The organism is Alkalibacter rhizosphaerae, assembly GCF_017352215.1.
GTDB classification, from domain to species: Bacteria; Bacillota; Clostridia; order Eubacteriales; family Alkalibacteraceae; genus Alkalibacter; species Alkalibacter rhizosphaerae.
Genome location: NZ_CP071444.1, coordinates 732616 through 745547, shown reverse-complemented (window position 1 = coordinate 745547; position 12932 = coordinate 732616). Strand labels below are relative to the sequence as shown.

Sequence of the window (12932 nt, the reverse complement as noted above, 5' to 3'; positions counted from 1 at the left end):
GGAGGATCCCAATGAACATGAGAAGAATGAAAAGCGTAGCCTTACTTATTGCCATATTCATGATTACTGGATTACTTTTCGGATGTGCCGACAATGCCGGCAATGATGGAGAAGATAATGGAAATATCACGACGAAACAATATGACGTGGTCGTTTTGGGAGCAGGTGCAGCAGGACTGGCTGCCGCCATTGAGGCAGCAGAAGGTGGAGCAAGTGTTGCCTTGCTGGAAAAATTGCCGGTTACCGGTGGGAGCACCATTTTGTCCGGAGGGATCGTGTATGGAACAGGATCCAAGCTTCATGAAGCAGCCGGCGTGGAAGATAGTGTAGACGATCTGGTCAGCTATTGGACGGAGAGAGCTGATGGTAAAAACGATCCGGCCTACCTTCAATTTGTAGCGGAGCGATCCGGTGAAACCATCGACTGGTTGGTGGATATGGGTGTTGAATTCGGTGCGCCTGCTCCTACAGGGATCAGCCCCGTTGCCAGAGCAGTGACATCGCCGGAACATGGTGGTGGCATTATCAGACCTATGGAAGAATACGCAAAATCCAAGAATGTAGAAATATTACTGCAAACAGAGGCGACAGAACTGTTAAAGGATGAAAATGGAGCGGTCTCCGGTGTGAAAGCGGTAGACAAGGACGGAAACGAACTAATCGTTGAATCTAAAGCAGTAGTCATCGCAACAGGAGGATTTGATCGAAGCGTTGAATTGGTCAAGGAATATGCGCCGCAAGCGGATGGACATTTGAGTTTTGCAGGTCAAGGAAATGAAGGAGACGGTTTGCTCATGGCCAAAGAGATGGGAGCAAATGTTTTATCCAACGGCGGTGTCATCGGTTTTAGAGCGGTTGAAGGGGAAGTGGCATATACCACCGATGTGTGCATGTTGATGTGGATGCCTTACCTTTATGTGAACAAGGATGGAAATCGATTTGTGAATGAAAGCATCGACTACCCGATTTTTTACGAGGAACTGATCAAGCAACCGGAACAAGTCGGATATTTGATATTTGATGGAAATACATACATGGAAGCATTGGATAAAGCAGTGGAAAAAGGTTCGGCATTTAAAGCCGCCACGTTGGAAGAATTAGCGGTAGCTGCAGGAATCGATGCAGAACAATTTCAAGCAACTGTAGACAATTATAATGAAATGATCGCCAACGGCGAAGACACCCAATTTGGTAAAAATGTGACCGGTCATCCGGCCATTGCCAAGGGAGATTTTTACGCTGTAAAAGTGATTCCCGCCATTTTGGGAACCATGACAGGAATCGAAACAAATCTGGATGCTGAAGTTTTGGATGCTGCAGGAGAACCGATCAAAGGTCTGTATGCGGCAGGTGAAGTGGCAAATGGAAACTTCTACAACAAAGTATATCCAGCAAGTGGTACATCCATTCAGATGTGTCTGACTTTTGGACGTGTTGCAGGTTCCAACGCTGCATCTTTAGCAGAATAATTTAGCCCCCTATGCCCATGCCGGCTTTGATCGCCGGTATGGGTTTTTTCTATTCTTCGTCCAAAAAAATGATCTCTACGTTTCTGGGGACATTTAATCCGCATTCCACTTCAATGGCCTTGATGATGGCGGTGGGCACTGGACAAGCCAGATGAAGGCCTTGCTGGGCACCCAGTTCATAGATCTTTGAGGTCATGAAATTCTTGAAGGACTGTTCCATCCCATTGACTTTTGTCAACACTTTGGCCAATCGTTTGATGTTGTCGGATTCCGTTTCGATGTGGATGTCTACCATATAGTCATCTTCATCGTTGTCCAATCTGGTCACTGTAATGGTGGAATTCAAACCACAGGCTCCAGGTTGTACGTGCACTTTCGTCATTTGCATCACCTCCTAAAGGGATTCACTCTAAGTTGTATACCCGATAATCATCTGTGGAAACAAAGATATTAAGAAGCAGAACACAGAAAAAGGCACCCCGAGGATGCCTTTTTTGAATTACTCGTTTTCTCGCAGGATCCGAACTTTACGTTCGAATTCTTCATCGCTGATCTGTCCTTTTGCATAACTTTCTTTCAGGATGCGGACAAAGTAATCCGTGTCCTTCTTTTGTTCCGGTGCAGCTGTTGTATCACTGCTACTGGAAACGGATTTGTTTCCCTTGACGATCAGATAGATCAACAAGCCGATCACTGCCAAACCTATAAACATCAAAATAATCCCTCCCCAAGGATACAAATTGTTGGCGATGCCGCCACAGAAATCTTGAAAACCATTAAAGCCGTCCCCACCGCTGCGGGGGAACCTATTGTTTGAAAAGTATCTCATCATGATAAAACTCCTTCCTTATAATTCATATATTAATAATAATATTCTTTTGTGTCATTTGTGTGTCATCGATGCTTCAAAAAAATATCCGATGGATTTTTTGAATGGAAAGTTGTAAACCAGTATACATTCGTTGCAGCTGGATTGTGGTATCATGGAAATATATGATCAACGAGGTGATGAAAGATGTACGATCAAATCAAATGCATGAAAGATCTATCCATATTTTCTGCATTGAATGAAGAAGAGAAAGCACAGATCCCAACTATTGCAGAAGCAAGGACCATTAAAAAAGGAGAAACGGTATTCCTGGAAGGAGACCCTGCGGATACGGTCTACTTAATACGCAAGGGGAAGATCCTGCTGTACAAGATCTCGGAAGAAGGGAAGGAGATCAGTTTGGATCTATTGCAGGAAGACGACTTCTTTGGGGAGAACACCATTTTTGACAACTTGCTTCATACAATGAATGCGAAAGCCCTGGAAGACACTTTTGTTTGCACCTGTTCCAACGCCAATCTGCCGGCACTATTGTCCAATCCAAACATTTCTGTCAAGATCATTCGCGCATTGGGAGAAAAATTGAACACCTATACGGATCAGATCGCTGCCATGGCCTTTCAGGATGTGAAGGGACGGGTCTTGGGAACATTGCAGCGATTGGCCAGGGAATACGGAAAAGCGACCAATAATGGTGTACGCATTGACGTGGTTTTGAACCATCAGGATCTGGCGAACCTGGTCAATGCCTCTCGGGTCATGGTCACCAGAACTCTTGCGGTGCTGAAGGAAGAAGGGGTGATCCATCACTCGAAACACCATTTCTATTTGAAAGACAGGAATGACGAATCATGTATCGATCGGCCGATCCAGTAGAGGAAATAATAGAGGTTTGGAAAGTGTTGGCTGCAGATTTGGAATCCGCCCGTCTTCTACTCTTCGAGATCATCCAGGACCTGGAAAAACACAATGGAAGATCGACCAATACTTTTTAAAAAATGGAATGGATCGTAAAAGTTTGTGTTTTGTAAACTGGTATACAGAAAACCACCTCCAATTGTCGTAATATGAAGACAGAAATAAGAAAAAAGGAGGCAACAAACATGAACGTACGAGAAACCATCAAAGGCCAAATCGAAAGCGCATTGGCAGACGCAGCATTTCCGATCCTTACTCCGGAGGACTTGTTGGGTGCATTTCCAAATGGAGCAGACACCACCTGTCAGGCAGGGGATTTGAAAGTAACTGCCGGTGAAGCAGGCAAGTTGCTGTCCATGGACGATTTTCCCTTCAACAGCGCCGAGCATGTGGCAGAAACTATTGTAAACAAAGCAGGACTGTAAGAGTATAGCAACATATTTGACATGTGCTGGATCCTAGTTTAAAAAGACATCCTTTCATTGTGGAGGGATGTCTTTTCGCTATAGGTGTTTTGATCACACAAGGAAGAGGACCGATGGATGTTGTTTCTGAAGTTCAGGAGCTTTTGAGTATGAAAAATATGATAGAATCATAGGAGAAAAAGATGAAGGAGTGATGGAATGGCACGTTTGTCCATGGAAGGAAGAGGAAACGGAGAAGAATTGGCGAATCAGATCGCCATGGAGATCGGAGAAAGCGGCATGAGTGTGGAACTGGTGGATTCGGTGACCCGGCAGGTAGGGGATGTGACCATCTACATCATGGTATTCGAGAAATATTTCATGCGATCCTCCAATCGCGCCAGTTTGACCGTTGTTTTGACCTGCCGGCAAGATCAGATCCAGGTGGATGCCATTGGTGCCGGTGGCGGGCAAGGTGTATTTTTGCGATTCTCATGGGGGGCGGAAGAAAGTTTTGTTGGAGTTCTGGAGAGAATATTGCGCAGGGAGAATTTTGCATAAGTTTCAGACGAGAAATGAACTCTCTTGACAGGAAGTTTGTTGCTTCGTATAATTGAGGTATACAAAATTGAATATCATGTTTCAGGTGCTTCGAAAGAAGAGAATAGGGAATCGGGTGAAAGACCCGAACGGGCCCGCCACTGTAAGAAGGTTCCAGCCGTCGTATCCACTCATATTAATGGGGAAGGGATGGTTGGTGAAAACTTTGAGTCAGGAGACCTGCCTGAAATGGAATGACCTTTCACGCGACATGAAAGGAGTTCGTGAGGATGCTGGAAAGTCCGCACTTAATTGTGCGGGCTATTTTTTTTGGAAAGGCAGGTGTTTTATGAAAAAAATGATATTGGAAAAACCGGGATCCCTTATTTTAAAAAAGGAAAAAGACGTCGCCGTAGATGGTTTTGTCATCGAAGTGCATTATTGCGGGATTTGTGGTGCAGATGTAAAAAGTCACATTAGGGGTCATCGGGATCTTGTGTATCCCAGGGTACTGGGCCATGAGATCACTGGGATGATCGAGAGGCTCCCGCAAGGTTACACCGGCATATGGCAAGTAGGCGATCGAGTACAAGTTTTCCCGGGGTCTTATTGCGGACAATGTAAGTATTGTCTTTCCGAACGAGAAAATCTTTGTGATTCCATGAGAATTTTAGGCTTTCACTTGGACGGAGGCTTGTCGGAAAAATGTTGGTTGGCTCCGGAGGACGGCGATCGAATGCTTCTTCCCATACCGGAAGGAATGTCCTCAAAACTGGCGACATTGGCAGAACCGTTGGCGTGTTGTATCCAGATGCAGCAGAAATTGATAAAGGGAGAAACAGATCGGTTGCTGATCGTTGGAGCCGGTCGATTGGGGATCCTGCAGTATTTATTGGCCCAAAGAACGGGATGGAAGGATATCGTAGTGGCAGACGTGGATCCGGGAAGATTGAAAAATCCAGTCTTTCAAAAAACCTGGAACTGGAACGATCCGGAAACCGAAAATGTAACGTCACCCAACAAACCGAGTCAGGTGATCTTATGTACTCCATCCATGGAAGCATTCGCCAAGGCAATCCAAATCTGTGAAAAAGGGGGAAGCATCGGTTATTTCAGTGGATTGCTGCCGGATACCATGCCGACAAAGGTATTGAATGAGATCCATTACAAAGAGTTGCATGTTGCAGGTTCCTATGGATGCACACGAAAGGGAAATCAGGAAGCGTTGCAATTATTGGCGGCAGGCTTGGTGTCTGAGGAAAGCATGTCTTGTGGAACATTTGCGTTGCAGAAAACAGAAAAGGCAATGACCTTGTTGTCGTCCAAGGAGTTGCACTGGGCTGTCATAGATTTGAAAAAACACAATTAAAGGAGAGACGAATGATGAAGGATCAAACATTGGGAATGAAAGAATTTGGGGCATTGATCGGCAAGCTGGTGCGAAGAGAGGATCTGAGCACGGAAGAATCGGAAAAGGCATTTTTATCCCTGCTGGCTGACGAGCAGACACCCATGCAGCAAGGAGCATTTTTATCTGCATTGACGGCGAAAGGAGAGACCATAGAAGAAATGACTGCCTGCTGGAAAGCCATATACCATGTGGACACCATCAAGCCGGAAGCTCTCCGCGGATTGACACTGATGGATAATTCCGGAACGGGAATGGATACCTTCAAAACCTTCAACATCAGCACGGCAGCAGCCATCATTGCTGCGGCAGGAGGTTTGAAAATGGGCAAACACGGTTCTCGAGCCATCACCTCATCATGCGGTACCATCGACCTCTTGGAGATCCTTGGTGTCGGAGTCGAAGATTCTCCAGAATTGGCGGTGGAGAGCATCATGAAAACAGGGATCGGGATCTTCAATGGGACCAGTTCCATGGTCCATCCCAAGGCCCTTGGAAGAATATTGTCCCAAATCGCATTCGGCACCACGTTGAACATCTCTGCCTCCCTAGCCAATCCTGCCTTGCCAAAATGGGGATTGCGTGGTGTGTATCGCCAGGACATGCTGGAACCGGTGGCCAAATTGATGAAAAGCATAGGATATGAAAAGATCATGGTGGTCTATGGTCAAGTGGATGGAAGTGAATTGGGAATGGATGAGGCATCCATATGCGGCACCACACAGATTTGTTCCGTACATGAAGATGGATCCATTCAACGTACAACATTGCGACCGGAAGAATTGGGTTTGAAAAAGGCAAGACCGGAGGAGATCATGCCCATGAATGATCGAACTCAGGAGGCTATGCGGATCCTGAGAATTTTAAAAGGATCCGATCAAGAAGGTGCAAGGGATGCGGTTTGTTTGAACAGTGGATTGCTCTTTTACGTGGCCGGTAGCGCAAAAACCATTCAAGAGGGTGTGGCAATGGCTGGTGCATTGATCGATTCGGGTGCGGCATACGAAAAACTGGTGTCTTGGGTACGGCACCAAAGCATGGAAGGAAAAGGACTGAAGCAGTTGCTATCATTGGAAAGGAACGTCGGATAATGGATATGTTTGTCGTAAAAAGCGGGAAGGGTTATGCGCGTTTTTTAAAGGAGGATCAGGTGGAGTGGGGGATCATCGCAAAAGCAACTGTTTTTGGGGACCAGAATCTTTGTTTAGAGAAGATGGAGTCCTTTCGGATGGTGGCGGAAAGCCAGCAGGTGAGAATGGCAAAACTGAAAATTGAAGAGGAAGACTGGATCAAAAAATGAAAAAAGGGCGATGCGGCTGCATCGTCCTAGACTTTTTTCTCCGGTCGTTTCGATTCTTTTTCCGGTTCTTCTTTTGGTTTTTCGGTATGTTCCGGTGCATTTTTGTCCACGGTATTTATGGTGGGATCTTCGTCCAGGTCCATGGAGATATTTTCCTCCCGTATCTTTTGACGGTATTCCAAAGCGTAAGAGAACAGTACTTTGATGGTCCCGGCGATGGGGACTCCCAAAATCATTCCGGCTACACCGAAAGCACTGCCGAACAGCAAGACGGAAAACATGACCGCCAAAGGATGAAGTCCTACGCTGTGGCTCATGATCTGGGGCGATAGGAAGCTGCCCTCGATCTGCTGGATGACGACGATCAGGATAAGGACCCACAAAGCCATGATGGGTTCGTTCATCAACCCCAGGATAACAGGGAGGATCCCGCCGAGAAAAGGTCCAAAATAAGGGATGATGTTGGTGAGGCCGGAAACCAGACCTACGATGGTGGCATTGGGAATGCCGATGATCCAGCTTCCCAAGCCTGTTAGGGTTCCAACAAAAGCGGCAACCAGCAGCTGCCCGCGAATGAATCCACCCAGCACTTCATCGATCCGGCGAGCGCCTTCTTTGACCTTTTCTTTTCCTTCCTTATTAAAGAAAAACAGCAAGGCCTCGGAGAAGCGTTCCTTGTCTTTCAGGTAGTAAAAGGTGATCAAAGGGGTCATGATCAGATTTAGCAAACTTTTCATGGCGCCGAAGATTGCGGAAGGCAAGCTGGATATGTATTGGGTCAGAATATCCGATAGTTTTCCCAGTTGGGAGTCGATATCCAGAAAATCAAAGAAACCATCCGGTAAAAAAGCGGGAAGCTTGAAGTCTGCCAATTGGGATTCCTGAAAGAATTGTTGGATGAAATCGATGATATTTGGCACCTCGTTGGCCAGATCTCTGACTTCTCGAACCAATGTAGGAACGAAAGACAGGAACAGCAAATAAATCAATAGAAATATCCCTACAAAAACAAGCAGAATGGCATAAACGCGCTTTATTTTTCTTTTTTCCAACATCTTGATCAATGGATTCAAAAAGTAGGACAAGACCAATGCGTAAATAAAGGGCGGAATGATCCCACTGATATCGTGACGCATGAAAAAGATCGCACCGGCGATAACGGCCAGTATTACAATATCCCATAAGTTTTTCGTTTGTTTGTTCGTCAGTTTCATTTTGTTCACCTCGTGATCAGATGGAATCATTGTATCATAGAATCGTTTCCTTTTATAAAAAAAGAACCCTTTCCGGCGAAGGAAAACGGTTCTTTACTTCATAAGATTCAGCTTGTTTTTGGAAGGCGGGAACAACCACACCCCACATCACCGATGGTGTCTCCTTCGTAAGTGATGGCGTTTTCCGGGCAAACCCGCTGGCAAGCCATGCAGGCGGTGCAGTTTTCCGGGTGAAGCACTAAAGGCCTCTTCGTTCCTTGTTTGTAAACGCCGTTCATGCATCGTTCGATGCAGGCGCCACATTCGGTACATTTCATCCAGTCTATGACCGGATACCATTTTCTTGCCATTTGATCAGTCCTTTCATTACCCTTCTGTTATAACGCAATACAGTCAAAAAATCAAGCACTACCATCAACTAACCCATTGTGATCTATGGTACAATAAAAACAAAAGAATCCAACAAAACCAGGGAGCGGGAGAGATGGTCATGGAAGATTTGCTGGTACTGGCTGTAGAAGAATTGAATGAAAAAAAGGCATTGGAACTGGTTCGCAGTTATCTTGCATCCGGGCAGGACGTATTGGAGATCCAGAATAAAGTAAATATGGGCCTCCAAAAGGTTGGGTATCGTTATGAACAAGGGGAATACTATATCGCAGATTTGATCGTCGCCGGAGAATTGGTGAAACAGATCATGAATTTGAAAGGTATGGCCTTTTCCATCAAAACCAAAGGACCTGCTTCGGGAACGGTGTTGGTGGGAACGGTGTTTGAAGATATACACGACGTGGGCAAGGACATTTTTGTCAGCATGCTCCAGTCTGCGGGATTTCGAACCATCGACCTGGGGGTGGATGTATCTGCCCGTCGTTTTGTAGAGGCGATCCAACAGGAAAAACCGGATATTTTGGGGATCAGCGGCGTGTTGACCACCATTGGCGAAAATTTGGTGGAAGTCATGGAAGCAGTGCGCCAGGCAGGCCTTCGGGATGGACTCTACGTTATTGTTGGCGGGGGCACCGTCAATGAGAAGCTCTTTGAGAGGTTGGAAGCAGATGCTTATTCCCAAGATGCAGTGGAAGGGGTAAAGATCTGCCTGGAGTGGATGAAGGCCAAGAGACAGGCGGGTAAATAAATGGGAAACGTCATCTATATCGATATTGTCAACGATATCAAAAGTCAAATACAAAATGGTCTGTTGGGACCGGGAGACGTCATATTGCCGGAATACGAACTTTCGGAGAAATACGGTGTGAGTAGAACCACTCTTCGGAAGAGTTTGGCCTTATTGGTCAGTGAGGGCTACATTTACACCATTCCGGGAAAAGGAAACTACGTATGTCGACCGGCGAGAAAAAAATATCAGCTGGATTTTGACGAAGTGGAAAGCCTCAACCTGGAGCTGGAAGACATCCATCTGATCGATGTCAAAGTCATCGAACCGAGAAAACAATTGATGGACAAATTGAAAATTTCCCACCAGGACAAAGTCATTCGCGTCCGCAAGGTATTCCAGGCCGGTGGACGAAAAGTGGAATTCGTCGTGATCTATCTACCCTACGAAAAGGGGAGTCCCATTGTGGAAGACGTGATCAATTTCGCGAATTTTTACAATGTGATGGAAAAGAGGAACATGCATTTTCAAGTCACCAAATCCTTGAATATCCAAGTAGTCCAGGCAAACAAGACCTTGGAAGAGTTTTTGGATGTGGATCCGGAAGAATCCCTGTTTCTTGTCTCTCAAGAGATATTTTCTGCAGACAAGACCAAACCAATCAGCTATAACGAGTTTTACATACGCACCGACGTGATTCAGCTCAATGGCGAAACAGATCTTTAGACCGGGAGGGATAAAATGGCCGTCTACGACTCTTTTTTGATCTCCAATTATCGTTGGATCGAAGACTACTGCAAAGAAAAAAACAACACGGAGAATGGTACCAAACTGGACAACTTTCGTCAGGTGTTGGATGATTTTCCCTGCGCATTTTCCATCGATGTGGCTGGTCTTCAGCATACAATTTTGAAAGATCTGGGCAACAAGGCATGGCAGGCTACGGCAAAAGGGGTAGCTACGAGAAAAAGCGTTTCCATCATGGACCGGGAAGAATATCCCCTGTTTTTGGATGATCCGGCAAGATTCATCGAAAAGACGGCAGTGCCTAGACTTTATGAAACACCCTTGAATGATGCGTTGGTTCGAGAAAAGGCAAAAGTATATTACCAAAGCATCCTGGAAGAAAATCGAAGCTTTGTTGAACTGGGGAAAATGGGATACGATGTCCGCAATTTGGTTCTGATCGGTGCTCCCTTGGATATGCTGGCGGACTTTTTGCGGGGGACCAAAGGATTGTTGACCGATCTTCACAGCGATCCCCACTGGGTGATGGAAGCCTGCCAGGTTATGGTGGAGCTGACCTTTCGGCAAGTGGAAGTCTATAAAAGATATTTTGGCATGAAGGACGTGTTGCTTCCCCTGCATCTGCCGACCTTGCTCGGAAGAAAGGATTACTTGAATTATTACCATCCGACCTACCAACTGTTGTTGGAAGGATTGCTGGAGGGTGGTTACCGTGTTCTGGTCATGGTGGAGGGGAATGTGGATCGTTTTATAGATCTGATGACCGAAACGGACCACCCGGATCTGCTTTTACATTTTGAGTCCACCGACTTGAAACAATGTGTGGAGAAGTTGAAAGGGGAAAAAACCAGATTTTCCGGATTCTATCCAACCCATCTGTTGCGGTATGCGGGAATGGAAGAGTGCCTGGATGCGGCACGCCTAATGAAGGAGACTTTGGGAGAAACTGATAATTTCGTTTTTGCCACCAACAAGGTGCTGCTGTCTGGCGATGATACCAAAGTGGAAAATGTAAAAAGCGTGTATGATTTTTTCTGCAAAAAACAATAGGGAAATGAGAAAGCGGACTCCATGTGAGTTCGTTTTTTGTTTGTAGCAATTTTGTCAATATTATAATTATTGACAAAATTAATAAATTGATATAATATAAAAGTGAACATGTGCACACAAGTTGTACAAAAGAAAGATCGAATAGGAGGAAGTGGAATGTCTAAGATTCAAGAAATTCAAGAAATGGTAGCAAAGGGTAAAACCAAAGTAGTAGCAGGATTGGTCCAGGAGGCATTGGACGGCGGCGCACAGCCGAAAGAGATCTTGGATGCCATGATCGAGTCCATGGGCGTTGTAGGAGACAAATTCTCCGCCGGAGAGATTTTCGTACCGGAAATGCTGATCTCCGCAAAAGCCATGAGCAAGGGTGTAGACGTGCTCAAGCCGTTATTGGCCGGAGACGCTTCCACATCGTTGGGAACCTGCGTTATCGGAACGGTAGCTGGAGACCTTCACGATATCGGCAAAAACCTGGTCAGCATGATGCTGGAGAGCGCCGGATTCACCATGATCGACCTGGGTGTAGACGTGCCTGCTGCAAAGTTCGTTGAAACGGCAAAAGAAAACAAGGCCGTCATCGTTGCCGCTTCCGGATTGCTTACTACCACCATGCCTGCATTGAAGGAAACTTCTTTGGCGCTGAAAGATGCCGGATTCACCGTCATCGTTGGTGGAGCGCCAGTTACCCAAGCTTATGCAGACGAGATCAAGGCGGACGGATATGCTCCGGACGCTGGTAGTGCCGTTACTAAAGCAAAAGAATTGGTCAAGAAATAATAATAATCAAATAGGAGGTAAATTATGTTAACCATTCGAGAAAATTTAAAGGAAGTCATGACCGGTGGGAATCCGGATCGTTATGTAAAGCAATATGAATTTTTGGATATCATCATGGAATGTCCCTTGGGCGTAGAATTCCGATATGGAGAAACTTGGAAGGACAACTGGGGGATCACCTGGCAATGGCCGGAAGGTCAACTGGGTCAGTTCCCGGTCCATGACGAGGAACACATCGTTCTTAAGGATGTCACAAAATGGAAAGAGCAAGTGACCATTCCGTCATTTCCATCGGATGAAGCTTCTTGGGCTGCTGCAGTAGAGCACGCAAATAATGTGGATCGCACGCAAAAATATGTAGCTCCATTCTATGCACCAGGACTCTTTGAGATGACCCATCACCTAATGAGCATGGAAAATGCATTGATGGCTCTGTATGAAGAACCGGAAGCCATGCACGAATTGATCGACGCACTGGTGGAGCGGGAGTTGGAGTTTGCAAGACTGGCTGTAAAATACATCAAGCCGGATGCACTGTTCCATCACGATGACTGGGGCAGCCAAAAAGCATCTTTTGTATCTCCGGAGATGTTTGAAGAATTCTTCCTGGCACCCTACAAGAAGATCTATGGATTCTGGAAAGAAAACGGCGTGGAACTGATCGTTCATCACAACGATTCCTACAGTGCCAACCTGGTTCCTTTCATGATCGACATGGGTATCGATATTTGGCAGGGCGCCATGTCCACCAACGATATTCCAGCATTGATCGAAAAATACGGCGACAAGATCACCTTCATGGGTGACGTGGACAGTGGGATCGTGGACTTCCCTGGCTGGACGCCGGAGATCGTTCGAGAAGAAGTGGAAAAATCCGTGAAACGTTGTGGGAAACTTCATTTCATTCCATGTTTGTCCCAGGGCCTTAACATCAGCTCCTTCCCGGGAGTCTATGAAGAGGTCGACAAAGCCATCGGTGAGATGAGCGAAAAAATGTTTTAAATGACAATGCCAATTTCTTGAAAATTTTGTCCGGTATAGACCGGACAACGCCCCGATCTGCCTGTCGGGGCGTTTTTTTGATGGTTTTACAAATTTTTAATTATTGACAAACATCAAATTTTAAGCTAAGATAAATTTGTACATGTACACACAAGTT

17 protein-coding genes and 1 riboswitch are annotated in these 12932 nt (G+C 45.9%); of the genes, 13 read left to right on the top strand and 4 right to left on the bottom strand.

All coding sequences use genetic code 11. The features are described from left to right. Window positions 1-11 precede the first annotated feature (11 nt). Window positions 12-1469 (top strand): FAD-dependent oxidoreductase, encoded by a 1458-nt coding sequence (locus tag J0B03_RS03660; RefSeq protein WP_207300517.1) that lies wholly within the window; start codon window positions 12-14, stop codon window positions 1467-1469. A gap of 49 nt (window positions 1470-1518) precedes the next feature. Here the strand turns inward: J0B03_RS03660 and J0B03_RS03655 are convergent, their stop codons facing one another. Together J0B03_RS03655 and J0B03_RS03650 are read right to left on the bottom strand one after the other, a co-directional pair. Further along, window positions 1519-1851 carry a DUF6951 family protein gene (locus tag J0B03_RS03655; protein WP_207300516.1) on the bottom strand — a complete coding sequence of 111 codons (333 nt, stop codon included), beginning with the start codon at window positions 1849-1851 and terminating at the stop codon, window positions 1519-1521. 117 nt (window positions 1852-1968) lie between these two features. Then, complete coding sequence (locus tag J0B03_RS03650; RefSeq protein WP_207300515.1) at window positions 1969-2301, bottom strand: SHOCT domain-containing protein; 333 nt, start codon at window positions 2299-2301, stop codon at window positions 1969-1971. Window positions 2302-2484: 183 nt separating this feature from the next. On the opposite strand from J0B03_RS03650, the gene J0B03_RS03645 reads away from it, so the two are divergent. The 7 genes from J0B03_RS03645 (at window position 2485) to J0B03_RS03615 (ending at window position 6868) form a co-directional block, all read left to right on the top strand. Continuing rightward, the gene (locus J0B03_RS03645; protein WP_207300514.1) at window positions 2485-3174 is read left to right on the top strand and encodes a Crp/Fnr family transcriptional regulator; all 690 of its coding nucleotides are present in this window, start codon (window positions 2485-2487) and stop codon (window positions 3172-3174) included. Continuing rightward, a complete protein-coding gene (locus J0B03_RS03640) occupies window positions 3150-3293 on the top strand; it encodes a hypothetical protein (RefSeq protein ID WP_207300513.1) in 144 nt (47 codons plus the stop codon). Before J0B03_RS03645 ends, J0B03_RS03640 begins: the two co-directional genes overlap by 25 nt. 108 nt (window positions 3294-3401) lie before the next feature. After that, complete coding sequence (locus tag J0B03_RS03635) at window positions 3402-3641, top strand: MTH865 family protein (protein ID WP_207300512.1); 240 nt, start codon at window positions 3402-3404, stop codon at window positions 3639-3641. A gap of 198 nt (window positions 3642-3839) precedes the next feature. After that, entirely contained in the window at window positions 3840-4181 is a 342-nt protein-coding gene (locus J0B03_RS03630) for a DUF6054 family protein (RefSeq protein ID WP_207300511.1), read from the top strand. Between the two features lie 66 nt (window positions 4182-4247). Further along, window positions 4248-4422, top strand: a riboswitch (cobalamin riboswitch). Between the two features lie 87 nt (window positions 4423-4509). Next, window positions 4510-5529: an alcohol dehydrogenase catalytic domain-containing protein gene (locus J0B03_RS03625; RefSeq protein ID WP_207300510.1), complete on the top strand. Its 1020-nt coding sequence runs from the start codon at window positions 4510-4512 to the stop codon at window positions 5527-5529. An 11-nt stretch (window positions 5530-5540) separates the two neighbouring features. Further along, entirely contained in the window at window positions 5541-6659 is a 1119-nt protein-coding gene (gene trpD, locus J0B03_RS03620; protein WP_246798176.1) for an anthranilate phosphoribosyltransferase, read from the top strand. Further along, window positions 6659-6868, top strand: coding sequence for a hypothetical protein (locus J0B03_RS03615; protein ID WP_207300509.1), 210 nt, complete (start codon window positions 6659-6661; stop codon window positions 6866-6868). Before trpD ends, J0B03_RS03615 begins: the two co-directional genes overlap by 1 nt. Before the next feature lie 26 nt (window positions 6869-6894). On the opposite strand, the gene J0B03_RS03610 is transcribed toward J0B03_RS03615, so the two are convergent. Continuing rightward, complete coding sequence (locus J0B03_RS03610) at window positions 6895-8082, bottom strand: AI-2E family transporter (RefSeq protein ID WP_207300508.1); 1188 nt, start codon at window positions 8080-8082, stop codon at window positions 6895-6897. 107 nt (window positions 8083-8189) lie between these two features. Then, on the bottom strand, window positions 8190-8432 hold the full coding sequence (locus tag J0B03_RS03605) for an ATP-binding protein (RefSeq protein ID WP_207300507.1): 243 nt from the start codon (window positions 8430-8432) through the stop codon (window positions 8190-8192). 140 nt (window positions 8433-8572) lie between these two features. Between J0B03_RS03605 and J0B03_RS03600 the strand changes: the two genes are divergently transcribed. The 5 genes from J0B03_RS03600 (at window position 8573) to J0B03_RS03580 (ending at window position 12775) form a co-directional block, all read left to right on the top strand. Continuing rightward, window positions 8573-9220, top strand: coding sequence for a cobalamin B12-binding domain-containing protein (locus J0B03_RS03600; RefSeq protein ID WP_207300506.1), 648 nt, complete (start codon window positions 8573-8575; stop codon window positions 9218-9220). After that, the gene (locus tag J0B03_RS03595) at window positions 9221-9925 is read left to right on the top strand and encodes a GntR family transcriptional regulator (protein WP_207300505.1); all 705 of its coding nucleotides are present in this window, start codon (window positions 9221-9223) and stop codon (window positions 9923-9925) included. Between the two features lie 15 nt (window positions 9926-9940). Then, window positions 9941-10996, top strand: a complete 1056-nt coding sequence (locus J0B03_RS03590; RefSeq protein ID WP_207300504.1) for a uroporphyrinogen decarboxylase/cobalamine-independent methonine synthase family protein — start codon at window positions 9941-9943, stop codon at window positions 10994-10996. Between the two features lie 156 nt (window positions 10997-11152). After that, on the top strand, window positions 11153-11773 hold the full coding sequence (locus J0B03_RS03585) for a cobalamin B12-binding domain-containing protein (protein WP_207300503.1): 621 nt from the start codon (window positions 11153-11155) through the stop codon (window positions 11771-11773). Between the two features lie 24 nt (window positions 11774-11797). Continuing rightward, a complete protein-coding gene (locus J0B03_RS03580) occupies window positions 11798-12775 on the top strand; it encodes a uroporphyrinogen decarboxylase family protein (protein WP_207300502.1) in 978 nt (325 codons plus the stop codon). The last annotated feature ends 157 nt before the right edge of the window (window positions 12776-12932 follow it).

Excerpts from the sequence above, each read along its gene's own strand:
- J0B03_RS03660 (WP_207300517.1), top strand. The coding sequence starts at position 12 with ATGAACATGAGAAGAATGAAAAGCGTAGCCTTACTTATTGCCATATTC.
- J0B03_RS03655 (WP_207300516.1), bottom strand. The coding sequence starts at position 1,851 with ATGACGAAAGTGCACGTACAACCTGGAGCCTGTGGTTTGAATTCCACC.
- J0B03_RS03650 (WP_207300515.1), bottom strand. The coding sequence starts at position 2,301 with ATGATGAGATACTTTTCAAACAATAGGTTCCCCCGCAGCGGTGGGGAC.
- J0B03_RS03645 (WP_207300514.1), top strand. The coding sequence starts at position 2,485 with ATGTACGATCAAATCAAATGCATGAAAGATCTATCCATATTTTCTGCA.
- J0B03_RS03640 (WP_207300513.1), top strand. The coding sequence starts at position 3,150 with ATGTATCGATCGGCCGATCCAGTAGAGGAAATAATAGAGGTTTGGAAA.
- J0B03_RS03635 (WP_207300512.1), top strand. The coding sequence starts at position 3,402 with ATGAACGTACGAGAAACCATCAAAGGCCAAATCGAAAGCGCATTGGCA.
- J0B03_RS03630 (WP_207300511.1), top strand. The coding sequence starts at position 3,840 with ATGGCACGTTTGTCCATGGAAGGAAGAGGAAACGGAGAAGAATTGGCG.
- J0B03_RS03625 (WP_207300510.1), top strand. The coding sequence starts at position 4,510 with ATGAAAAAAATGATATTGGAAAAACCGGGATCCCTTATTTTAAAAAAG.
- trpD (WP_246798176.1), top strand. The coding sequence starts at position 5,541 with ATGATGAAGGATCAAACATTGGGAATGAAAGAATTTGGGGCATTGATC.
- J0B03_RS03615 (WP_207300509.1), top strand. The coding sequence starts at position 6,659 with ATGGATATGTTTGTCGTAAAAAGCGGGAAGGGTTATGCGCGTTTTTTA.
- J0B03_RS03610 (WP_207300508.1), bottom strand. The coding sequence starts at position 8,082 with ATGAAACTGACGAACAAACAAACGAAAAACTTATGGGATATTGTAATA.
- J0B03_RS03605 (WP_207300507.1), bottom strand. The coding sequence starts at position 8,432 with ATGGCAAGAAAATGGTATCCGGTCATAGACTGGATGAAATGTACCGAA.
- J0B03_RS03600 (WP_207300506.1), top strand. The coding sequence starts at position 8,573 with ATGGAAGATTTGCTGGTACTGGCTGTAGAAGAATTGAATGAAAAAAAG.
- J0B03_RS03595 (WP_207300505.1), top strand. The coding sequence starts at position 9,221 with ATGGGAAACGTCATCTATATCGATATTGTCAACGATATCAAAAGTCAA.
- J0B03_RS03590 (WP_207300504.1), top strand. The coding sequence starts at position 9,941 with ATGGCCGTCTACGACTCTTTTTTGATCTCCAATTATCGTTGGATCGAA.
- J0B03_RS03585 (WP_207300503.1), top strand. The coding sequence starts at position 11,153 with ATGTCTAAGATTCAAGAAATTCAAGAAATGGTAGCAAAGGGTAAAACC.
- J0B03_RS03580 (WP_207300502.1), top strand. The coding sequence starts at position 11,798 with ATGTTAACCATTCGAGAAAATTTAAAGGAAGTCATGACCGGTGGGAAT.